Genomic DNA, 19,392 nt, shown 5'->3' with positions numbered 1-19,392 from the left:
GAGAGTATCCTGGGAATTTCCGTTATTTGGCGCGCAGGCGCGGATGGATGGCGTTCTTCTTCCAGCTCAGCTCCGCGTCGATCTCGCGGATTTCCAGCGAAAGCGCGAAGTGCGGCGTCTCGAAGAGCGGGGCGAGGAGCCGGCTTGCGGTGGCAAACAGCGCCTCGCCGGTGCGCGTCTTCTCCTCCGCGCTGCGGCCCTTGCCGATGCGCAGGTTGAGGTCGACGAAGGCGTTTTCCGGCAGAAGGTCGGCGATAGCGTAGTGGTCGGCCCTCAGCGCCCGGACGCGCACGGCGCCGATCTCGAAAAGGCCGGTTTCCAGCATCGTTTCGAGCAGCGCCGCGCAGAGGGCGCCGAGATCCGCGCGGCCTTCCAGATTGGCCGAATATTCCACTGTCAGATGCGGCATGGTTCCTCCCGCGCACGGCATTTTTTATTTAACATGTTAAATAGAAGGCTGCTTGTCAAGGGGCTATCGCCGCCTTCAGCCGCCGAAGCTGCCGGCCTGGGTTGGCACATGCACGTAGTTGCGGTCGAAATAAAGGAGCGCATGCCCGTCGCGCCGGCAACGGATGTCCACGACCTCGCCGATGAGGATGTTGTGCGTGCCCACCAGCCGGGCCTCCGTCAGCCGGCAATCGAAGGAGACGATGGCATCGGCCAGCGCCTGGTTGCCGGAGGGAAGGTCGGTCCAGGCCGCATCGGCATAGCGCGCCTCCATATCGGCCTCGCGCCCGGCGAAGGAGGCGGCGAGCGCCTTGTGCTCCTGCGTCAGCACGTTGACGCAGAAGCGGCGGTTCTCGATGAAGAGCCCGCTCTGTGCGGAACGGCTGTTCATGCAGACGAGCAGCGTCGGCGGCTCGTCGGTCACCGAGCACATGGCGGTGGCGGTGAAGCCGCCACGCCCGGCGGCGCCCTTGGTGGTGATCACGTTGACCGGGGCGCAGACCCGGGCCATCGCATTGCGGAACTCGGTCCTGGAAATGCCGGTGTCCATGGCAGCCCCCTCATTCGGCCGCGTCGCGGACGGCATCGCCGCCAAGCGGCGGCAGCCAGGTGTCGCCGGTCCAACCGCCTTCGTCGTAGTCGGCCATGCACTGGTCGACCAGCGCCTCCATCTCCTTCAGCCGCCCGCCGCGCTCGGCGCCCTTCAGCACCTGCAGGCGCACCTCCTCCGGCGCGCCGGCATAGTTCAATTCGTAGAGCGCGTGGCGGCCGCCGAATTCCGTGCCGGTCGCATCCCACAGGAGCTTCATGATCTTGATGCGCTCCACATGCCCCATGTCGTTCGAGCCGCGCACATATTGCGCGAGATAGCGGTCGATCTCCGGGTTCGAGAAGTCCTTTGCCGAGGAGGGCAGGTAGATGAGGCCGGAGGCCACCGTGCGGCGCACGATGTCGATGACCTTCGGATAGGCCTCCGACATGAAGGTGCGGTAGCAGAGCGCGGCTTCCAGGTTCGGCAGCACCGCCCCGCTCGCCCAGGGGATCGGGTTGTAGGCCATGGCGTTGGAGAAGGACCAGAACTGGTGGCGGATGGCGATCACTTCGCCGAGCATCGCCTGGTTGCCGCGGAAGGCATCGCCCCCGGTGGCGCGCAGGGCCTTCGCGAGCAGGCCGGCGAGAAAGTCCATCTTCACCGCAAGCCGCGTGCAGCCCTGGAAACAATAGCCGTGCATGAAGCCCGAGGCCGGGTGGAAGGACAGGATCTTGGCCGCGTCGCGCAGCACCAGCACGTCCTCCCAGGGCACGAAGACATTGTCGAGCACCAGGATCGCGTCGTTCTCGTCGAAGCGCGAGGAAAGCGGATAGTCGAAGGGGTGGGCCGCTGTCGCCGCCGTCTGCTCGTAGGAGGTGCGGCAGAACATTTTTACGCCGGGCGCATTCATCGGCAGGATGAACATGACCGACAGCGACGGGTCCTCGGTGACGGTGGCCGAGCTCTGGGCGAGGAAATTATAGTGCGTCAGCGCCGAGGAGGTGGCGACGACCTTGGCGCCCGAGACATAAATCCCGGCATCCGTCTCCTTCGTGATGTGCACGAAGACGTCCTTCACCGCGTCGGCCGGCTTGTGGCGGTCGATCGGCGGGTTGACGATGGCGTGGTTCATGAAGAGCACGCTTTCCTGCGCGCGGCTGTGCCAGGAAAGCGCATTGTCCTTGAACGGGCCGTACCAGTCGGCATTCGCCCCGAGCGTGTTCATCAGCGCCGCCTTGTAATCGGCCGTGCGGCCCATCCAGCCGTAGGACATGCGCGCCCAATCGGCGATGGCGCCCTGCTGGGCGACGAGATCGGCGGCGGAATGCGCGACGCGGAAATATTTGTGCGTGTAGCCGCCGGAGCCCGTGTCGGTCGGCGATGTCAGGCGCTCCTTGCGCTTCGGGTCGTGCAGCGCATCGTACATGCGGGCGATGGAGCGGGCGGAATTGCGCATGGCCGGATGGCTGGTGACGTCGGCGATGCGTTCGCCGTTGATATAGACCTCGCGCCCGTCGCGCAGGCTTGCGAGATATTCGGCGCCGGTGAACGGCCGGGTCTTGTCGCTGCGATGGTCTTCCGCGCGCATGGGGTGCTCCTCCTTGAAAATCCTGACAAACGCTAAGTCGGGGCCGCCAGGAGCACCATGGACAAACACGGCAATTCGCTGGTACTTTTTCCGGCATGACTGCGCGCAAGGATGTTCCTGCCTTCTTCGTCTATGGCGAGCCGAGCCGCACGCTCGACGTCGGCTTCCTCCATGTCGAGACGGTGATGGAGCGGAAAAGCCTGCATTTCGGGCAGGTCGCGCCGCACAAGCATCCGCTGATGGGGCAGATCACCTACTGGTTTAAGGGCGAGGGGCGCTACCGGATCGAGGATCGGACTTGGAATTTTTCTGCTCCGGCGATCAGCTTCGTGCCGAGCAATGTCGTGCACGGCTTCGATGTCGGCGAACAGTCGGATGCTATCGTCGTCTCCATCTCGGACGACCAGCTGCGGGCGATGGCGCCGCAGGTGGACCTGGCGCTCGATGCGCCGGTGCTGCTTTCCGGCGCGGCGGATGCCCCGGGCTGGACGCGGATCGGCGCGCTGCTCGCCATGGTGATGGAGGAATATCGCGGCGGCGCGGGGGCGAGCGAGCGGGTGCTTGCCGGGCTGATCGGCGTCGTCCTCTCGCTGATGGCGCGGCTTGGCGGTCCGGGCGGCTTTGCGGCGGCCTCGCCAGCGGTCGCGCTGGGGCTGGAACTGCGCCGCGCCATCGACCGGCACTACCGGGAGGACTGGCCGGTCGGGCGCTATGTCGAGCGGCTGGCGACGACGCCGCACCTGCTCGACAAGGCGGCGCGCACGGTCTTCGGCCAGACGGTGAAGGACATGGTGCTGGAACGGCGCCTGCTGGAGGCCAAGCGCCTGCTGCGCTTCACCATCCGTCCGGTGGAGGATATCGGCCGGGAGATCGGCTTCGAGGATCCCGCCTATTTCTCGCGTTTCTTCCGCAAGCGGGCCGGCCTTTCCCCGACGGACTGGCGTGCGCGGAATGCCGAGGCGTCCGGTGCCGGCTGAGGCTGCCTGCGCCAAGGTGGTCAATCTGTCGCCGTCTTCCCGTCTCCGGGCATCTTTCCCTCATCGCGTTCGGAGGGTATCGTCATATTTCAAGAAATACAGCGATGGAGCGTTGCATGGTCCGGTTGAATGAGATCCGCGAGAACGAGGTGGCCATCACCCCGCCGGAGACCGCGGATGCGCACGTCGTCTTCATCGGCCGGATTTCGACGCCCTGGACCTCGCGCATGGAAACGCCGCGCCAGGGGCGCCCCGACGGACCGGTCTGCACCATCGAGGTCTTCGAGCCCTGGGTGCAGGCATTGAAGGGGGCGGAGCGTTTCGAGCGGCTGGAGGTGCTCTACTGGCTGCATCAGTCGCGCCGCGACCTCGTGCTGCAGAGCCCGGCCTCGAATGGCGAGGTGCACGGCACCTTCTCGCTGCGCTCGCCCGTCCGGCCCAATCCGATCGGCACGTCGATCGTCGTCCTGGAGAAGATCGAGGGAAACCGGCTCTTCGTGCGCGGGCTCGACTGCCTCGACGGCACGCCGCTGATCGACCTGAAGCCGGAGCGCAGCCTGTTCAAGCCGATCGCGCCGCCGCAGAAGGGCGATTTCGCGACCGAGCCGGTGCGTATGTGCAAGAAAATCGACGAATGAAGCAATTCCAGTGAAAGTGCGAAGCGGTCTTGCGCCCGGAATTGCGCCGGCACATCCTAATCGTCGACGCCCACCATCACGTCCGATGCCTTGATCAGCGCATAGGCCTCTCGGCCGGCGGCAAGGCCGAGTTCGTTCACCGCATCGTTGGTGATGGCGGCGGTGATGATCGAGCCGCCGACATCGATGCGGACATGGGCCGTCGTCGCGCCGAGAACGACCTCGACGATCTTGCCCTTGAGGCGGTTGCGTGCGCTGATCTTCATGCGGTTCCTCCTGTTGCTGGAAGGGAAGGTAGGAGGGGCGGGCCGGATTGGTAGCCTTAGCGGTTGCTCACGCTGTTTACCGCCGGGTGAAGCGGGGCGCCGCGCGCCGGTCAATTCGTATTTGAATGGACAATTCTTCTATGGCAGTGTTCGCCGTGCTTGGAGGAGGCCGCGCATGATCGTCGATACGCACCTGCATCTCATCTACCGGGACCGGCTGTCCTATCCCTGGCTTGCCGGCGTGCCGCCGCTTGATGCCGATTTCACGCAGGAGACCTATGCGCGCGAAGCGCGCCGCCTCGGCATCGTCGCGGCGCTGCATATGGAAGTGGACGTGGCGGAGGGCGATATTGCGCGCGAGACGGCCATGGTCGAGGGGCTTGCAAGGGAGGCGGGCAGCCTGCTCGTCGGCGCCATCGCCGCCTGCCGGCCGGAATCACCGGATTTTTCGACCTATCTCGAGGCGGCCCTCGCCAATCCGTTCGTGCGCGGCTTCCGCCGCGTGCTGCATGTCGTGCCGGACGATGTCTCCGAAGGCGCGCTCTTTCGCGAGAACATAGGACGGCTGGCGGGCACCGGCCTCAATTTCGATCTCTGCGTCCTGCCGCACCAGATCGAGAAGGCGATCGCGCTGGCGGACCTTGCGCCCGACGTCTCCTTCGTGCTCGACCATTGCGGCGTGCCCGACATCAAGGGCGGCGGCTTCGATGCCTGGAAGGGGCCGGTCGCGGAGATCGCGCGCCGGCCGAACGTCACGGTGAAGCTGTCCGGCATCCCCGCCTATGGCGCGGAAGGCTGGACGCTGGAGGACCTGAAGCCCTATTTCGCCCATGTGGCGGAGCATTTCGGCTTCGAGCGCATGGTCTGGGGCAGTGACTGGCCGGTCTGCACGCTCGGCGGCGGGCTTTCCACCTGGATCGGCGCGACGCAGGCGCTGCTGTCAGGCGTCAGCCTGGAAGACAAGCGCCGCGTGCTCTCGGAAAATGCCGGGCGGCTCTGGAAGATCGCGCCGAAGGCGTGATCACCGCCAGCGTGCCGTGCGCGCGATCCATTCGCGCGTGCGCGCCTCCGGATCGGCGTTCAGCGTGATGTCGGTCACCACGGCGGCGCTGTCGGCGCCGTTTTCGAAGACGGCCGACAGGCGATCCGGGTTGAGCCCGCCGATGGCGACGAGGGGAAGCGGCGCGATGCGCGTCTTCCAGTCCCGGAGGCGTTCGACGCCTTGCGGCGCCCATTTCATCTTCTTCAGGATCGTCGGCCAGACCGGGCCGAGCGCGACATAGTCGGGCCTTGCCGCAAGCGCGATGTCGAGCTCCGCATCGTCATGGGTGGAAAGGCCGAGCTTCATTCCGGCCGCGCGGATGGCGCCGACATCGGCGGTCGCCAGATCCTCCTGTCCGAGATGCACGTAATCGCAGCCCTCCTCGATGGCGATCTGCCAGTAGTCGTTGACGATGAGCTGGCAGCCATGTTCGGCGCAGGTGGCTTTCGCCCGGCGGATCTCGTCGCGCAGGCGATAGTCCGGCGTGTTCTTCATGCGCAGCTGCACGAGTTTCACGCCGACCGGCACGAGCCTGTCGATCCAGTCGGCGCTGTCGACGATGAGGTAGAAGGGATCGAGCGTCATGAGAAGACGGCCTTTCCGATGATGGGGGTGGAGGGAACGGCCATGTCGCGCGGCTCCAGCGGCACGGCGGCATGGGCGAGGCGGCCGGCATCGATGGCTAGCGCAAAGGCTTCGGCCATCGCCGCCGGATCGCCGGCGCCGGCGACGGCGGTGTTGAGCAGCACGGCGTCATAGCCGAGCTCCATGACGCCGGCGGCGTGCGAGGGGCGGCCGATGCCGGCATCGACGATCAGCGGCACGTCGGGGAAATGCGCCCGGAAGGCGCGCAGCGCCATCGGGTTCACCGGCCCCATGGCCGAGCCGATCGGCGCGCACCAGGGCATCAGCACGCGGCAGCCGGCCTCGATCAGCTTTTCGGCGACGACGAGGTCGTCCGTCGTATAGGGGAAGACCTGGAAGCCTTCGCCCGTCAGGATGCGCGTCGCCTCGACGAGGCCGAAGACGTCGGGCTGCAGGGTGTCGTGATGGCCGATCACCTCCAGCTTGATCCAGTCCGTGCGGAAGACCTCACGCGCCATCTTCGCTGTCAGCACGGCCTCCTGCACGCTGTGGCAGCCGGCGGTGTTGGGCAGGACATGCACGCCGAGCGCATGGATCAGCTCGAAGAAGGCGCCACCCGCCTTGCCGCCGGCGGTTTCCCGCCGCAGCGACACGGTGACGATCTCCGTCTTCGCGCGGCGCACGGCCTCGGCGAGGATCGCGGGGGAGGGATAGCGGGCGGTGCCGAGCAGCAGGCGGGAGCGCACCTCCTTATCGTAGAGCTTCAGCATGTCAGCCTCCCTGCATGGGCGAGAGGATCTCGATGCGATCGCGCGCGCCGAGCGTGAAGCCGGCGCGGTCCTCGCGGTGCACGAGTTCGCCGTTGACCGCCGTCGCCAGCCATTCGCCCTCATAATCGAGGGCGGAGAGGAGGTCGGCGAGCGTCGCCGCCGCGATCTCCTGTTCCTCGCCGTTGATGATGAAGGTCATGACGCCCTCCTTTCGGGTTGTGCCTGCTCCGCGAGGAGCCGCCGCGCGACCTCTGCCGCCATGGCGGGGGCCAACAGGAAGCCGTGGCGATAGAGGCCGTTCACATGGAGCGTGCCGTCGTGCTCGCTGACGCGCGGCAGGTTGTCGGGATAGGCCGGGCGGATGCCGGCACCGGTTTCCGTGAGCCGTGCCTCGCTGAAGGCCGGGTGCAGCGTGTAGGCGGCGTTCAGCAGTTCCATGAGCGAGCGGGCGGTGATGCCGCCGCCGTCGGCGCTCTCGATCATGGTCGCGCCCACCATGAAGCGACCTCGTCCGCGCGGCACGACGTAGATCGGTTGGCGCGGATGCAGCAGGCGGACGGGGCGGGAGAGGTTGATCTCCGGGGTTTCCACATAGAGCATCTCGCCACGCACGCCCCGGAGGTCCGGCAGCTGGCCGATCCGGGCCGCGCCGGTGCAGTCGACCACGCGGTCGTAGCGTGCCGCATCCTGCGTGCCGTCCGCGCCGAAGAGGAAGCGCATGCGCGCCTCCTCCAGTCCGGCGGTGAGGGCCGAGAGCGCCCGTTGCGGATCGAGATGGGCCTCCTGCCGGAAGAACAGGGCCTTGGGGAAGCGGCCGGCGAGATCCGGCTCCAGCTCGGCGATGGCCGCGGCATCCAGCCATTCCCAGCCGCTCGTGCGGCGGGCGAAGCGGTCGAGCTCCCCGGCATCGCGGCCGGCGGCGACGACCAGCGTTCCCCGGCGGCTGACATGGCCGGGCACGGCCGCCTCCCACCAGTCGGCGGCCGAGCGGCCGAGCGTGAGCACGGGCTCCTCCGCGCTCTCCCGCTCGCACCAGGGTGCCAGCATGCCGCCGGCAAAGCCGGAGGCCCCGAGGCCCACCTTTTCGGCGCGCTCGGTGATGGTGACGTCGAAACCGTGGCGATAGAGCTGCCAGGCGACCGTGAGGCCGGCCACGCCGGCCCCCTTGACGAGGACGCGCATCGTCATTCTCCCGCCGGGGCGCCGGCAAGCGGCATATAGAGGTCGCCGCCGTCGCGATATTTCGCCGCCATGGCCTCCAGCCCCTCCTTCTGCGCCTCGGCCCGGATATCGTGCGAGATGCGCATGGAGCAGAATTTCGGGCCGCACATGGAGCAGAAATGCGCCACCTTGTGCGCCTCCTTCGGCAGCGTCTCGTCGTGGAAGGCGCGTGCGGTCTCCGGGTCGAGCGAGAGGTTGAACTGGTCCTCCCAGCGGAACTCGAAGCGGGCGCGCGACAGCGCGTCGTCGCGGATCTTCGCCGCCGGGTGACCCTTGGCGAGATCGGCGGCGTGGGCGGCGATCTTGTAGGTGATGACGCCGACCTTCACGTCGTCGCGGTCGGGCAGGCCGAGATGTTCCTTCGGCGTGACGTAGCAGAGCATGGCCGTGCCGAACCAGCCGATCATCGCGGCGCCGATGCCCGAGGTGATGTGGTCGTAACCGGGGGCGATGTCGGTCGTCAGCGGCCCGAGCGTGTAGAAGGGCGCCTCGCCGCAGGTCCTCAGCTGCTTGTCCATGTTCTCCTTGATCTTGTGCATCGGCACATGGCCGGGGCCTTCGATCATCACCTGGCAATCCTTTGCCCAGGCGATCTGCGTCAGCTCGCCGAGCGTTTCGAGTTCGGCGAACTGCGCGGCGTCGTTGGCGTCGGCGATCGATCCGGGACGCAGCCCGTCGCCCAGCGAAAAGGAGACATCATAGGCGCGGCAGATGTCGCAGATCTCCTCGAAATGCTCGTAGAGGAAGCTTTCCCGGTGGTGATGGAGACACCATTTGGCCATGATCGAGCCGCCGCGCGAGACGATGCCGGTGACGCGGCTTACGGTGAGCGGGATATAGGCGAGCCGCACGCCGGCATGGATGGTGAAATAGTCGACGCCCTGTTCGGCCTGCTCGATCAGCGTGTCGCGGAAGACCTCCCAGGTGAGGTCCTCGGCAATGCCGTTCACCTTTTCCAGCGCCTGGTAGAGCGGCACGGTGCCGATCGGGACCGGCGCATTGCGGATGATCCATTCGCGGATGTTGTGGATGTTGCGGCCGGTGGAAAGGTCCATGACCGTATCGCCGCCCCAGCGGATCGCCCATACCATCTTCTCGACCTCTTCCGCCATGGAGGAGGTGACGGCGGAATTGCCGATATTGGCATTGATCTTCACTAGGAAGTTCCGGCCGATGATCATCGGCTCGGCTTCCGGATGGTTGATGTTGGCCGGGATGATGGCCCGGCCGCTCGCGACTTCCTGGCGAACGAATTCCGGCGTGACGAAGTCGGGGATATGGGCACCGAAGCTCTCGCCGTCGCGGATGAGCGCCTCTTTGGCGGCCTTGCGGCCGAGGTTCTCGCGGATGGCGATGAATTCCATTTCCGGCGTGATGATGCCGGCGCGGGCATAGGCGAGCTGCGTCACCGCCTTGCCGTCCTTCGCCCGGCGCGGCCGGTTGCGCACGGGAAATTCCGGCGTCAGCCGTTCGCCGGTGGCAAAGCCGTTGTCTTCCGGGCGGATGTGGCGGCCTTCATAGTCCTCGGTGTCGCCGCGCGCCGCGACCCAGGCCTCGCGCAGCCGCGGCAGGCCGCTCTCGATCGAGACGACATGGGCGGGGTCGGTATAGGGGCCGGAGGCGTCGTAGACGATGACCGGCGGTTCGCCGGAGGTCGGGTGCAGCGCGATCTCGCGCATCGGCACGCGGATCTCCGGGTGCTGCTCGCCGGCTATGTGGATCTTTCGCGAGGCGGGAAGGGCGCCCGTCGTGACGGTGGGGGTGAGCTTCTGGGCGGCAATGTTCATCGTGAGGCTCCAAGTTTGCGGTTGGAGACCCAGTCCTAGAGCCGGAATGATGGAAGGACGCGTAGGCGGAATCCGGGTTGCGGATTTCGGGTTCTACAGCGCTTGCACCGTCCCTACGCCAGTATGAACTGGATCAGGTTCAACGGGTCACTGCGCTGCGAATGCCAGCAGTATCTCAGCCCCTTGTCGGGACCCCCCTGGTGAATGCCCTAAGCAAAGACGCTCGGGGATGATTTGTCAACATGGTAAAATACGTAAGTAAAATCTTACATTATATTGTGCGAAAACCACTCCTCCGTCATCCTCGGGCTTGACCCGAGGATCCACACGGCACCCGCGATATGGCAACTGTGTTCAAGCGAAGTTGGTTTTGTCGCGCTGCATTGCATTGAGGATCGTGATGAGCTTTCGTGCGACGGCGATGATGCCGGCCTTTGCGGAGCCTGTTCTGGCTGAGACGGCCTGATGAAAGGCGCGCAGGCGCGCTGAGGCCTTGATGGCGCCGAGGGCCGCCATGTAGAGGGCCTTTCGCACGCGTGGCCTGCCGCCCTTGATGCGGCGTCGGCCGGATCTCCTGCCGGAATCGTCATTGAAGGGGGCAAGGCCGGCAAGGCTTGCGGCTGTTTTGGGCGAAAGGCTGCCGAGTTCGGGCATATGGGCCAGCAGGGTCAAGGCTGTCACCTTGCCCACGCCGGGCGCGGAGGTAAGGCGGTGCGCCTGCTGAGCGAGATGTCCATTCTTCATCTGCTCGTCGATCGCAGCCTGGATCGAGGCGATCCTCTCGCCGAGGATGGCGATCATGGCCTCGATGTCGGCGCGGACGGCGGGATCGAAGGCATCGCAAAGATGCCGGCGCTCGGTTGCACGGGCATCGACGAGCTGGTCCCGGCGGCGGGCAAGGGCCGCCAGCCGCTCGCGCACCGGGCAAGGCGGCGCCTCGGCCGTCAGGCCGAACATGGTTCCCATCTCGCAAAGCGAGCGGGCATCGATGCGGTCGGTCTTGGCCAGCCGTCCCCGCGCTTCGGCAAAGCGCCGGGCCGTCTTCGGGTTGACGCGGGCAAAGGCGATGCCGGCCTGCGAAAGACACAGGCGCAGCAGCCGGTCGCAATGACCTGTCGCCTCGAAGACGACCAGGTCGGTGGCCGGGTCGAGACCACGGGCAAAAGCGGACAGCGCGGTCTGCTCGTTGGGGATGCGGCAGAACCTGGCCGTTTTCGGATCGAAGATGTCGATCATGTCCTTGCCGATGTCGCAGCCGATGAAGGTATGGTGTATCGTCATGGCGCCTGCTCCTGTGTGCGGGGTCTGTGGCGACAGCCCCGTGCAACTGTTCAGGTTGATGGGCGAAGCGGGAAGGGACCAAGCCACGCCGCGGCCTGCCGTCACAAACGGCGGCCTGGATCCTCTCGGCCTCCTTCCCGCAACCATCTTACATCAGACCAAACACACAGGATCCTCGGGTCAAGCCCGAGGATGACGCCGGGGGGAACGGAGTGCAGGCTTCTGACAAAAGAAAACGGCGGGGTTTTGCCCCGCCGTTCTCTTTGAAATCCCTTGCGAAAACTACTCGCGTTCGCCGGTGAAATTCAGCAGGAGCTGGAAGATGTTGACGAAGTTCAGGTATAGCGAAAGCGCACCGAACACGGCCATCTTCTGCTGCGATTCCTGGTCGATGTTTTCGGCATACTGTTCCTTGATGTTCTGCGTGTCCCAGGCGGTGAGGCCGACGAAGACGGCGATGCCGATCACGGAGATGGCGAACTGCAGCGCGGTCGAACCGAGGAAGATGTTGACGATCGAGGCGATGATGACGCCGATCAGGCCCATGATCAGGAACGAGCCGAACTTCGACAGGTCACGCTTCGTCACATAGCCGTAGAGGCTCGTCGTGCCGAACATGGTGGCGGCGATGAAGAAGGTGCGGGCGATGCTCGTGCCGGTGAAGACGAGGAACACCGAGGCGAGCGACAGGCCCATGACGGCGCAGAAGGCCCAGAAGGTCATCTGCGCGGCGCTGGCCGACATCGTCTGGATCTTGAACGAGAAGAAGAAGACGAAGGCGAGCGGCGCCAGCATCACCACCCACTTCAGCGGTGAGGAGAAGATCGGCACGTAGAGGGCCGGCGTCGAGCCGACGATGAAGGCGACGAGGCCGGTGATGACGAGGCCTGCGCCCATGTAGTTGTAGACGCGCAGCATGTGCTGGCGCAGGCCCTCGTCGAAGAGGGCGGCCGACTGCGCCTGCGCGCCGTAGCCAAATCGCTGTTGTACGGGGTCCATCGAATGTCTCCTTCGGTTTGGAAGCGGTTGATCAGTAGAGCGTGCGCGAGAGATCGCGCGCGGTTTGCGCCAGGTCGTCGGCCTTGCGGCTTTCCGACACAAGCGCATAGGCGACGTCGCCGATCTGCCAGTAGGCGGCCCGGGCATTGTCGGCGTGGAAGAGCAGGACATGCTGCACGGCGAACGAGCCGGGGCGTACCGCGAACAGCGACAGGCGCTCGTCCTTGCGCGGTTCCAGCACCAGCTCGACGCTCGGGCCGTAGGCGGAGGGGAAGACCTGCGTGTCGATCACGCTCCAGCCCTTCGGCAGGTCCGGCAGCACGATCGCGGTGGCCGAGCGGATCTCGGCCGGATCGAAGGTCTCGGTCTCCGGCTGGGAGGCCATCGTGTCGCGCAGCAGCGTCGTCTTGTGCGCGCGCACCGCCTCCTCCACGAAGGCGGGCGGCGGCGTGGAGGCCACGACCTCGGTGGCGCCGAAGGGGCCGAGCACGGCATGGGCCGTCCAGCCGGCGGCAACGAACAGGGCGATGGCTGCGGCGCGGCGGAAGACGGAGAAGATGCGGCGGCGCGACAGCGAGCGCTCCAGAAGCCGCGCGGCCTCGCGCGTTTCCTGCCGGATCACCGTGCGGTGGTCGGCGAGCGCCAAGCGAAGCTCGTCGCGCACGCGCAGGTCCTTCATGACCTGCGCCGCGACCTCCGGCCGTTCCGAAAGATAGGCCTCCACCTCGATGCGCCGGCCGACGGCGAGCTGCTCGTCGACATAGGCGTTGAGATCGGTTTCGAGAATGGGATCATTGCTTGTCATCGCCAGTGCCTCCGACGAGCCTGAGATGTGTGACGGGAGCGGCCGCGCCGCTCTGTTCGAAGGCGCGCAGCCGCTGGCGGGCGCGGGCGACGCGCGACATCAGCGTGCCGACAGGAATGCCCAGCGTTTCGGCCGCCTCCTGATAGGAAAGCTCCTCGATCGCGACGAGGTGCAGGGCCTCGCGCTGGTCTTCCGGCAGGGCGAAGAAGGCGTTGCGCAGCTGCGTCAGGCGCACCGAATGGTCCTGGTTCGCCGGGACGGACGCCTCCGCCAGTTCCGCCGCTGCATCGTGGCGGCGTTCCTGCGAGCGGCGCTGGCGCAGGCGGTCGACATGCGCATTGTGCAGGATCGACATCAGCCAGTTGCGCACGCTGGCGCCGGTGCGGAAGGTCGATTGCCGCTCATATGCCTTGACCAGCGCATCGTGCACGAGGTCCTCGGCCTCGTCCGGATTGCGCACGAGGGAGAGCGCGTAGCGCCTGAGCGCCGCGAGCTGTCCGATCACGTTGAAGCCGGGTGTCTTTCCGTTCATGCCCCAGTATACGAAAGCCGGGCGACGCCCATTCCATTCCTTCCGGAAAAAATTTCAGAGCCAGTGCAGCACGAGGGCGGCGAGCACGATGTAGCGGCCGAACTTGGCGATGGAAACGACGATCAGGAAGCGCAGGAAGGGTTCGCGCATGATACCGGCCGCCACCGTCAGCGGGTCGCCGATGATCGGCATCCAGCTCAAGAGCAGGCTCCACCAGCCGTATCTGCGATACCACCGCCCGGCCCGATCGAGGTTTCCGTCGCTGACCGGAAACCATCGTGACCCGCGAAACCGCTCGACGCCGCGGCCGAGCAGCCAGTTGACGACCGACCCCAGGACATTGCCGGTGCCGGCGACGAGGATCAGCAGCGCGGAGGAATAGGTTCCGGTGGCCAGCAGGCCGCCGAGCACCGCTTCCGACTGGGCCGGCAGGATGGTGGCGGCGACGAGCGCGGCGAGGAAAAGGCCGCCATAGGCGGCAAGCGTGCTCATCTGGTCAGGGCGACAGCAAGGTTCTGGTGAGGGGATGCTCGGGATCGGCGAGGCCGTCGACGATGTCGAAATGGTGCCGGTTCGGCTCGACGACGGTCGCCGTCGTGGCGCCTAGGCCGGTCCAGATGTTGGCGAGCAGGGCGTTCTGGCGCAGGAACTCCGCCCGCTCCATGGCACCCGCCCAGCAGGTGAGCCGCGTGCCCTCGACAGGACGCAGCAGGGCCGGGCTCTCGGCGATGGCCTCCGCCTCGTCGATGTACAGCCGTTCGTTCATGGCGGTATGCATGAGCGGGCGCAGGTCGTGCAGGCCGGAGAGCGAGAGGACGTGGCGGATGCGGGCGAGCGTTTCGGCGGAAAGCGGCGAGGGCTGCGACACCACTCGGCTGACGAGCTGGCCGCCCGCTGAATGGCCGATCAGGCGGAGCTCGCCGGCGATCAGTCCCGCCGCCGTTTCGATCGCCGCTGCGATCTCCCGCACGATGCTGCCGATGCGGATGGCCGGGCAGAGCGTGTAGGAGGGCATGGCGACGGCGTGGCCATGGGCGAGGGCGCCTGCGGCAAGGTGCGACCAGAAGCTCCGGTCGAGCCGCAGCCAGAAGCCGCCGTGCACGTAGACGACGAGGCCGCGTGGCGCGCCCTCGGGCAGGAAGAGGTCGAGGCGGTTGCGTTCGCCCTCGCCATAGGCAAGGTCGAGTCTTGCCCGGCCTTCGGCGGCAAGCGCCGTGCGCATCTGCTGCGCCGGTTCCACCCAGGCGGCGGGCCAGCGCATGCCGCCCGGAATATTGCCGCCGTTCTCGTAGGCGTCGTCCCAGTCGGTGATCCTGTAGCCGAGCATGCCGTCCTCCGTTTTCAGACGCCGAGATAGCGGTCCTGCAGGTCGCGGGTAAAGGCCTGCGGCGGGCCGGAAAACACGGTGCGGCCCTTTTCCAGCACGCAGCAGCGATCGGTGAGCGGCAGGAGTTCCGAGAGCGTCTTGTCGACGACGAGGATCGACTGCCCCCCGGCCTTCAGCCGCCGGATCGCCGCCCAGATATCCTGCCGGATCACGGGCGCCAGACCCTCGGTCGCCTCGTCGAGGATGAGGAGCTTCGGATTGGTCATCAGGGCGCGGCCGATCGCCAGCATCTGTTGCTCGCCGCCGGACAGCGTATCGGCATATTGGCCCAGCCGCTCGCCGAGCCGGGGAAAGAGATCGACGACCTTCGCCAGCGTCCAGGCGCCGCGCCGGGCGGAGGCGAGGAGGTTCTCCTCAACCGTCAGGTTGGCGAAGCATCGGCGCCCCTCAGGCACCAGGCCGATGCCGAGCCGGGCGATGCGATGCGGCAGGAGGGAAGTCACGGCTTTGCCGCCGAAGGCGATGCGGCCGGCACGGGCGGGCGTCAGGCCGAGGATCGAGCGGATCGTCGTCGTCTTGCCCATGCCGTTGCGGCCCATCAGCGCCACGACCTCCCCCTCGCCCACGGCCAGCGATACGCCGAACAGGGCTTGCGAAGCGCCGTAGAAGGTTTCGATCTCCTCAAGCACGAGCAGGCTCATGCGGGCTCCCCCAGATAGGCCCGGCGCACCTCGGGGTCGTTGCGGATCTCGCTGACGCTGCCTGTCGCGATGATGCGGCCGTAGACCAGCACGGACACGCGGTCGGCAAGCGCGAAGACGGCGTCCATGTCGTGCTCCACCAGCAGGATCGGCGCTTCCCGACGCAACCCGTCGAGAAAGCCGGTCAGCGCCTTGGAGCCTTCCGGCCCCATGCCGGCCATCGGCTCGTCGAGCAGGAAGGCTTTCGGCTCCATCGCAAGCGCAACGGCGATCTCGAGCTGCCGGCGTTCGCCGTGGGACAGCGCCGCGGCGGGTACGTTCGCCCGGTCGGCCAGGCCGACGCGCGACAGCATCCGCATTGCCGGTTCGGTGAGCGAGACGTCGCTCGCAACGGGGCGGAAGAAGCGCAGGCTTGTTCCCTGCCGCGCCTGCACGGCGAGCATGACGTTGCGCAGCGCGGAAAACTCCTGGGCGAGCGAGGAGATCTGGAAGGTGCGGGCAAGGCCCATGCGGGCGCGCCGCGCCGTGTCGAGCATGGTGATGTCGGTGCCGAGGAAGCGGATGCTGCCGGCATCGGGCGCGAGCGCGCCGGAAATCTGGTTGATCAGCGTGCTCTTGCCCGCGCCGTTCGGGCCGATCAGCGCGTGGATCTCCCCGGGCCTGAGATCGAGGCTCGCCCCGTTCGTCGCCTTCAGCGCGCCGAAGGATTTTTCGAGGCCTTTGACGTCGAGGACCGGTTCAACCATGGCGTGGCCTCCCGGCAAGAAGGCCGATCAGCCCACCGCGCGCGAAAAAGACGACGGCGAGCAGGACGAGGCCGAGGAAGAGCTGCCAGCGCTCCGTCAGGCCACCCAGCGCATATTCGAAGAGAACGTACAGCGCCGCGCCGGCCAACGGGCCGAACAGGCGGTTCTTGCCGCCGAGGATGATCAGCACGATCAATTCGCCGGACATGTGCCAGGACAGCATGGAAGGGCTGACGAAGCGGTTGAGATCGGCAAACAGCGCACCGGCAAGGCCGGTGATCATGGCCGAGAGCACGAAGGCGACGAGACGGATCGCGAAAGGCGAGATGCCGATGGCGGCGAGCCTTGCCGGGTTCTGCCGCGCGGCCTCCAGCGCCGCGCCGAAGCGGGAGGCCCGCAGGCGGTGGAAGAGGAGAAGGCCTGCGAGCAGCAGCACGAAGACCACGACGAAATAGGGGAAGGGCTTTGCCGTGTTGAGGCCGGGAAAGCCGTTGCGCATGGAGAGCGACAGGCCGTCCTCTCCGCCATAGGCCGGCCAGGAGATCGCGAAATAATAGATCATCTGCGCGAAGGCGAGCGTGATCATGATGAAGTAGACGCCGGATGTCCGAAGGCTGACGAGGCCGATCGGCAGTGCGACGAGGCCGCAAAGGAGGATCGCGACGAGCCAGATGACCGGCATGGCGGTCGTGCCCGGCAGGCCGAAGGCGACGGGCTCCATGTTGAAGGCATGGGTAGCCAGCACGCCGGCCACATAGCCGCCAAGGCCGAAGAAGGCGGCATGGCCGAAGGAGACGAGGCCGCCGAGCCCGAGCGCGATGTTGAGCCCGACCGCCGCCAGCGCCAGGATCGCGATGCGGGTGGCAAGCGTGATGTAGAAGGCCTCGCCGATGAAGAGCGCGGTGAGCGCGACGGCCGGCAGCAGGAGGACGAGGAGGACGTTGACCGTCGTTTCGCGGGCTCCCATGGTCATGTCCTCGCCGAGAAAAGGCCGCTCGGCCGGAAGGCGAGGATGAGCGCCATCACGATATAGATGAGCATGGAGGCGAGCGCGGCGCCGACGGGACCGGCCTGCGTGGCCGGCATCATCAGCGCGAGCGCTTTGGGCAGCAGGAAACGGCCCATCGTATCGACGAGGCCGACGAGGATCGCGCCGATCAGCGCACCCTTGATCGAGCCGATGCCGCCGATCACGATGACGACGAAGGCGAGGATCAGCGCCGGCTCGCCCATGCCGACCTGCACCGATTGCAGCGCGCCGACCAGTGCGCCGGCAAGACCGGCCAGCGCCGCCCCGAAGGCGAAGACGATCGTATAGAGCGAGCGGATGTCGATGCCGAGCGCGGCGATCATCTCGCGGTCGGATTCGCCGGCGCGGATGCGCATGCCGAGGCGGGTACGGCCGATCAAAAGGTAAAGGCCGATGGCGACGATGACGCCGACACCGATGATGGCGAGGCGATAGAGCGGATATTGCCCGCCGCCGGGCAGCGCCACGGCGCCCTGCAGCAGGGGCGGAATATCGAGATAGAGCGGAAAGGAGCCGAAGAGCCAGCGCGTACCCTCGGAGAAGATGAGGATCAGCGCGAAGGTGGCGAGCACCTGGTCGAGATGGTCGCGGGCATAAAGCCTGCGGATGATGGCGACCTCCATCAATGCCCCTGCGGCTGCCGCCGCGGCAAGGCTTGCGACGAGGCCGAGCCAGAAGGAGCCGGTCGCGGCTGCGACCGTCGCGCAGGCGAAGGCGCCGACCATGTAGAGCGAGCCATGGGCAAGGTTGATCAGCCCCATCACGCCGAAGATCAGCGTCAGCCCGGCGGCAATGAGGAACAGCATCACGCCGAGCTGGAGCCCGTTCAAAAACTGTTCGATCAGGAGGGCGAGGGACAAGATGGCCGGTCCGGAAGGTCATGCGGGGACATCCGCCCGGGGGGGGGGGCGGATGTCCGGTCGCGGATTACATCGAGCACTTGTCGGCGTAGGCGTCGCCGTGATCGGTGAAGGCGGTGGCGATGATCTTGTTGGTCAGGACGTCGCCTTCCTTCACGACCTCGGTCACGTAGATGTCCTGGATCGGATGGTTGTTCGTGTTGAACTTGAATTTTCCGCGCACGGAAGCGAAATCCGCCTCCTTCAGCGCGGCGCGGAAGGCGTCCTTGTCCTTCACGCTCGCCTTGCCGATGGCCGAGAGGATGAGGTTGGCGGTGTCCCAGCTCTGCGCGGCATAGATCGACGGCAGGCGATTGTATTCCTTCTGGAAGGCCTCGACGAAGGCCTTGTTGGCGGGGTTGTCGAGGTCCTTCGCCCAGGTGCCGGAATTCTTGACGCCCAGCGCGGCATCGCCGATCGCCGGCAGCACGTCCTGGCTGAAGGAGAAGCCGGGGCCGGTGACGGGGATGGCGACGCCCGACTGGGCATATTGCTTCATGAAGGCGATGCCCATGCCGCCGGGCAGGAAGAAATAGACGGAATCGGCACCGGACGCGCGGATCTCCGCGATCTCGGCGGCATAGTCCGTCTGGCCGACCTGGGTATAGACCTCACCGGCGAGCTCGCCCTTGTAGTAGCGCTTGAAGCCGGTCAGCGCGTCCTTGCCGGCCGGATAGTTCGGGGCGAGGATGAAGGTCTTCTTGTAGTCCTTGTTGTCGTATTCGCCCATCGCCTCGTGAAAGTTGTCGTTCTGGTAGGCGACGTTGAAATAGTTCGGATGGCAGTTCGCGCCGGCGAGCGCCGAGGGGCCGGCATTGGGCGAGAGGTAGATGACGTCCTGCGCAACCGCGTTCGGCACCACGGCCATGGCGAGGTTCGACCAGATGATGCCCGTCATCAGGTCGACCTTGTCGCTCTGGATCATCTTCTCGGCGATCTGCACGGCAAGTTCCGGCTTCTGGGCGTCGTCTTCCACGACGAGCTCGATCTCGCTGTTGCCGGACTGCTTGATCGCCAGCTGGAAGGCGTCGCGCATGTCGACGCCGAGGCCCGCGCCGCCGCCCGACAGCGTTGTGATGACGCCGATCTTCACCGGTTCCGCCTGGGCGATGCCCGCCGTCACGAGCGCGAGAGCGGCCACGCCGCCCGCCAGAAACTTCCGCATGCTGTTCTCCCTCTGTCCTTCGGCCCGTTTTCGGGGCGTTTTTCGAGAAGAGAA

Annotated in this window: 23 protein-coding genes, 1 pseudogene and 1 riboswitch; of the genes and pseudogenes, 3 read left to right on the top strand and 21 right to left on the bottom strand. The window is 66.5% G+C overall.

The annotated features are described in order from the left end of the window. Positions 1-22 precede the first annotated feature (22 nt). The 3 genes from WMC41_RS17765 to WMC41_RS17755 form a co-directional block, all read right to left on the bottom strand. The gene (locus tag WMC41_RS17765; RefSeq protein WP_432345268.1) at positions 23-409 is read right to left on the bottom strand and encodes a 5-carboxymethyl-2-hydroxymuconate Delta-isomerase; all 387 of its coding nucleotides are present in this window, start codon (positions 407-409) and stop codon (positions 23-25) included. A gap of 75 nt (positions 410-484) precedes the next feature. Further along, on the bottom strand, positions 485-997 hold the full coding sequence (locus WMC41_RS17760; RefSeq protein ID WP_064331339.1) for a flavin reductase: 513 nt from the start codon (positions 995-997) through the stop codon (positions 485-487). 10 nt (positions 998-1,007) lie between these two features. Continuing rightward, on the bottom strand, positions 1,008-2,567 hold the full coding sequence (locus WMC41_RS17755; protein ID WP_432345264.1) for a 4-hydroxyphenylacetate 3-hydroxylase N-terminal domain-containing protein: 1,560 nt from the start codon (positions 2,565-2,567) through the stop codon (positions 1,008-1,010). 95 nt (positions 2,568-2,662) lie between these two features. Here WMC41_RS17755 and WMC41_RS17750 point away from each other — a divergent pair, with 95 nt between their 5' ends. Together WMC41_RS17750 and tsaA are read left to right on the top strand one after the other, a co-directional pair. Continuing rightward, entirely contained in the window at positions 2,663-3,544 is an 882-nt protein-coding gene (locus tag WMC41_RS17750; RefSeq protein ID WP_432345262.1) for a helix-turn-helix domain-containing protein, read from the top strand. Positions 3,545-3,660: 116 nt separating this feature from the next. Then, positions 3,661-4,182: a tRNA (N6-threonylcarbamoyladenosine(37)-N6)-methyltransferase TrmO gene (gene tsaA, locus WMC41_RS17745; protein ID WP_272806669.1), complete on the top strand. Its 522-nt coding sequence runs from the start codon at positions 3,661-3,663 to the stop codon at positions 4,180-4,182. Between the two features lie 56 nt (positions 4,183-4,238). Here tsaA and WMC41_RS17740 read toward each other — a convergent pair whose 3' ends face one another. Further along, positions 4,239-4,448: a TOBE domain-containing protein gene (locus tag WMC41_RS17740; RefSeq protein ID WP_244769878.1), complete on the bottom strand. Its 210-nt coding sequence runs from the start codon at positions 4,446-4,448 to the stop codon at positions 4,239-4,241. Between the two features lie 175 nt (positions 4,449-4,623). Here WMC41_RS17740 and WMC41_RS17735 point away from each other — a divergent pair, with 175 nt between their 5' ends. Then, positions 4,624-5,469 carry an amidohydrolase family protein gene (locus tag WMC41_RS17735; RefSeq protein ID WP_432345259.1) on the top strand — a complete coding sequence of 282 codons (846 nt, stop codon included), beginning with the start codon at positions 4,624-4,626 and terminating at the stop codon, positions 5,467-5,469. Here WMC41_RS17735 and WMC41_RS17730 read toward each other — a convergent pair whose 3' ends face one another. The 17 genes and pseudogenes from WMC41_RS17730 to WMC41_RS17650 all read right to left on the bottom strand — a co-directional run bounded on the left by WMC41_RS17730 (position 5,470) and on the right by WMC41_RS17650 (position 19,338). Continuing rightward, positions 5,470-6,075 carry a thiamine phosphate synthase gene (locus WMC41_RS17730; protein ID WP_432345257.1) on the bottom strand — a complete coding sequence of 202 codons (606 nt, stop codon included), beginning with the start codon at positions 6,073-6,075 and terminating at the stop codon, positions 5,470-5,472. It lies immediately after the preceding gene. Next, positions 6,072-6,845, bottom strand: coding sequence for a thiazole synthase (locus WMC41_RS17725; protein WP_432345255.1), 774 nt, complete (start codon positions 6,843-6,845; stop codon positions 6,072-6,074). Before WMC41_RS17725 ends, WMC41_RS17730 begins: the two co-directional genes overlap by 4 nt. A 1-nt stretch (position 6,846) precedes the next feature. Further along, positions 6,847-7,044, bottom strand: a complete 198-nt coding sequence (gene thiS / locus WMC41_RS17720; RefSeq protein ID WP_432345253.1) for a sulfur carrier protein ThiS — start codon at positions 7,042-7,044, stop codon at positions 6,847-6,849. Next, positions 7,041-8,027, bottom strand: a complete 987-nt coding sequence (gene thiO / locus WMC41_RS17715; protein ID WP_432345251.1) for a glycine oxidase ThiO — start codon at positions 8,025-8,027, stop codon at positions 7,041-7,043. The genes thiS and thiO overlap by 4 nt, the downstream gene beginning before the upstream one ends. Before the next feature lie 2 nt (positions 8,028-8,029). Further along, the gene (gene thiC, locus WMC41_RS17710) at positions 8,030-9,853 is read right to left on the bottom strand and encodes a phosphomethylpyrimidine synthase ThiC (RefSeq protein ID WP_432345249.1); all 1,824 of its coding nucleotides are present in this window, start codon (positions 9,851-9,853) and stop codon (positions 8,030-8,032) included. A 92-nt stretch (positions 9,854-9,945) separates the two neighbouring features. Next, a riboswitch (TPP riboswitch) is annotated at positions 9,946-10,062 on the bottom strand. Positions 10,063-10,207: 145 nt separating this feature from the next. After that, the gene (locus WMC41_RS17705; RefSeq protein WP_432343682.1) at positions 10,208-11,134 is read right to left on the bottom strand and encodes an IS110 family transposase; all 927 of its coding nucleotides are present in this window, start codon (positions 11,132-11,134) and stop codon (positions 10,208-10,210) included. A gap of 282 nt (positions 11,135-11,416) precedes the next feature. After that, on the bottom strand, positions 11,417-12,133 hold the full coding sequence (locus tag WMC41_RS17700) for a Bax inhibitor-1/YccA family protein (protein WP_064331329.1): 717 nt from the start codon (positions 12,131-12,133) through the stop codon (positions 11,417-11,419). 31 nt (positions 12,134-12,164) lie between these two features. Beyond that, the gene (locus tag WMC41_RS17695) at positions 12,165-12,938 is read right to left on the bottom strand and encodes an anti-sigma factor family protein (RefSeq protein WP_432345245.1); all 774 of its coding nucleotides are present in this window, start codon (positions 12,936-12,938) and stop codon (positions 12,165-12,167) included. Then, the gene (locus WMC41_RS17690) at positions 12,925-13,470 is read right to left on the bottom strand and encodes a sigma-70 family RNA polymerase sigma factor (protein WP_244768125.1); all 546 of its coding nucleotides are present in this window, start codon (positions 13,468-13,470) and stop codon (positions 12,925-12,927) included. The genes WMC41_RS17695 and WMC41_RS17690 overlap by 14 nt, the downstream gene beginning before the upstream one ends. Positions 13,471-13,524: 54 nt before the next feature. After that, the gene (locus WMC41_RS17685) at positions 13,525-13,962 is read right to left on the bottom strand and encodes a YqaA family protein (protein WP_432345243.1); all 438 of its coding nucleotides are present in this window, start codon (positions 13,960-13,962) and stop codon (positions 13,525-13,527) included. Between the two features lie 4 nt (positions 13,963-13,966). Then, positions 13,967-14,797, bottom strand: coding sequence for an alpha/beta hydrolase (locus tag WMC41_RS17680; RefSeq protein ID WP_432345240.1), 831 nt, complete (start codon positions 14,795-14,797; stop codon positions 13,967-13,969). Between the two features lie 14 nt (positions 14,798-14,811). Beyond that, the gene (locus WMC41_RS17675; protein WP_432345238.1) at positions 14,812-15,498 is read right to left on the bottom strand and encodes an ABC transporter ATP-binding protein; all 687 of its coding nucleotides are present in this window, start codon (positions 15,496-15,498) and stop codon (positions 14,812-14,814) included. Continuing rightward, positions 15,495-15,626: a hypothetical protein gene (locus WMC41_RS17670; RefSeq protein ID WP_430440692.1), complete on the bottom strand. Its 132-nt coding sequence runs from the start codon at positions 15,624-15,626 to the stop codon at positions 15,495-15,497. Before WMC41_RS17670 ends, WMC41_RS17675 begins: the two co-directional genes overlap by 4 nt. A 147-nt stretch (positions 15,627-15,773) precedes the next feature. Next, positions 15,774-16,172: pseudogene (locus WMC41_RS17665) on the bottom strand (ATP-binding cassette domain-containing protein); the annotation flags it as partial. A gap of 64 nt (positions 16,173-16,236) precedes the next feature. Next, on the bottom strand, positions 16,237-17,211 hold the full coding sequence (locus tag WMC41_RS17660; protein ID WP_288079701.1) for a branched-chain amino acid ABC transporter permease: 975 nt from the start codon (positions 17,209-17,211) through the stop codon (positions 16,237-16,239). A gap of 2 nt (positions 17,212-17,213) precedes the next feature. Next, entirely contained in the window at positions 17,214-18,134 is a 921-nt protein-coding gene (locus tag WMC41_RS17655) for a branched-chain amino acid ABC transporter permease (RefSeq protein ID WP_244768131.1), read from the bottom strand. Positions 18,135-18,201: 67 nt separating this feature from the next. After that, positions 18,202-19,338: an ABC transporter substrate-binding protein gene (locus WMC41_RS17650; RefSeq protein ID WP_432345233.1), complete on the bottom strand. Its 1,137-nt coding sequence runs from the start codon at positions 19,336-19,338 to the stop codon at positions 18,202-18,204. Positions 19,339-19,392: the final 54 nt, after the last annotated feature.

This window comes from Shinella yambaruensis (assembly GCF_050859155.1).
In the GTDB taxonomy this organism is placed as follows: Bacteria; Pseudomonadota; Alphaproteobacteria; order Rhizobiales; family Rhizobiaceae; genus Shinella; species Shinella yambaruensis.
The sequence above is the reverse complement of the archived record's forward strand: the minus strand, read 5'-3'. Positions and strand labels throughout refer to the sequence as shown.

Excerpts from the sequence above, each read along its gene's own strand:
- WMC41_RS17765 (WP_432345268.1), bottom strand. The coding sequence starts at position 409 with ATGCCGCATCTGACAGTGGAATATTCGGCCAATCTGGAAGGCCGCGCG.
- WMC41_RS17760 (WP_064331339.1), bottom strand. The coding sequence starts at position 997 with ATGGACACCGGCATTTCCAGGACCGAGTTCCGCAATGCGATGGCCCGG.
- WMC41_RS17755 (WP_432345264.1), bottom strand. The coding sequence starts at position 2,567 with ATGCGCGCGGAAGACCATCGCAGCGACAAGACCCGGCCGTTCACCGGC.
- WMC41_RS17750 (WP_432345262.1), top strand. The coding sequence starts at position 2,663 with ATGACTGCGCGCAAGGATGTTCCTGCCTTCTTCGTCTATGGCGAGCCG.
- tsaA (WP_272806669.1), top strand. The coding sequence starts at position 3,661 with ATGGTCCGGTTGAATGAGATCCGCGAGAACGAGGTGGCCATCACCCCG.
- WMC41_RS17740 (WP_244769878.1), bottom strand. The coding sequence starts at position 4,448 with ATGAAGATCAGCGCACGCAACCGCCTCAAGGGCAAGATCGTCGAGGTC.
- WMC41_RS17735 (WP_432345259.1), top strand. The coding sequence starts at position 4,624 with ATGATCGTCGATACGCACCTGCATCTCATCTACCGGGACCGGCTGTCC.
- WMC41_RS17730 (WP_432345257.1), bottom strand. The coding sequence starts at position 6,075 with ATGACGCTCGATCCCTTCTACCTCATCGTCGACAGCGCCGACTGGATC.
- WMC41_RS17725 (WP_432345255.1), bottom strand. The coding sequence starts at position 6,845 with ATGCTGAAGCTCTACGATAAGGAGGTGCGCTCCCGCCTGCTGCTCGGC.
- thiS (WP_432345253.1), bottom strand. The coding sequence starts at position 7,044 with ATGACCTTCATCATCAACGGCGAGGAACAGGAGATCGCGGCGGCGACG.
- thiO (WP_432345251.1), bottom strand. The coding sequence starts at position 8,027 with ATGCGCGTCCTCGTCAAGGGGGCCGGCGTGGCCGGCCTCACGGTCGCC.
- thiC (WP_432345249.1), bottom strand. The coding sequence starts at position 9,853 with ATGAACATTGCCGCCCAGAAGCTCACCCCCACCGTCACGACGGGCGCC.
- WMC41_RS17705 (WP_432343682.1), bottom strand. The coding sequence starts at position 11,134 with ATGACGATACACCATACCTTCATCGGCTGCGACATCGGCAAGGACATG.
- WMC41_RS17700 (WP_064331329.1), bottom strand. The coding sequence starts at position 12,133 with ATGGACCCCGTACAACAGCGATTTGGCTACGGCGCGCAGGCGCAGTCG.
- WMC41_RS17695 (WP_432345245.1), bottom strand. The coding sequence starts at position 12,938 with ATGACAAGCAATGATCCCATTCTCGAAACCGATCTCAACGCCTATGTC.
- WMC41_RS17690 (WP_244768125.1), bottom strand. The coding sequence starts at position 13,470 with ATGAACGGAAAGACACCCGGCTTCAACGTGATCGGACAGCTCGCGGCG.
- WMC41_RS17685 (WP_432345243.1), bottom strand. The coding sequence starts at position 13,962 with ATGAGCACGCTTGCCGCCTATGGCGGCCTTTTCCTCGCCGCGCTCGTC.
- WMC41_RS17680 (WP_432345240.1), bottom strand. The coding sequence starts at position 14,797 with ATGCTCGGCTACAGGATCACCGACTGGGACGACGCCTACGAGAACGGC.
- WMC41_RS17675 (WP_432345238.1), bottom strand. The coding sequence starts at position 15,498 with ATGAGCCTGCTCGTGCTTGAGGAGATCGAAACCTTCTACGGCGCTTCG.
- WMC41_RS17670 (WP_430440692.1), bottom strand. The coding sequence starts at position 15,626 with ATGGACGCCGTCTTCGCGCTTGCCGACCGCGTGTCCGTGCTGGTCTAC.
- WMC41_RS17660 (WP_288079701.1), bottom strand. The coding sequence starts at position 17,211 with ATGGGAGCCCGCGAAACGACGGTCAACGTCCTCCTCGTCCTCCTGCTG.
- WMC41_RS17650 (WP_432345233.1), bottom strand. The coding sequence starts at position 19,338 with ATGCGGAAGTTTCTGGCGGGCGGCGTGGCCGCTCTCGCGCTCGTGACG.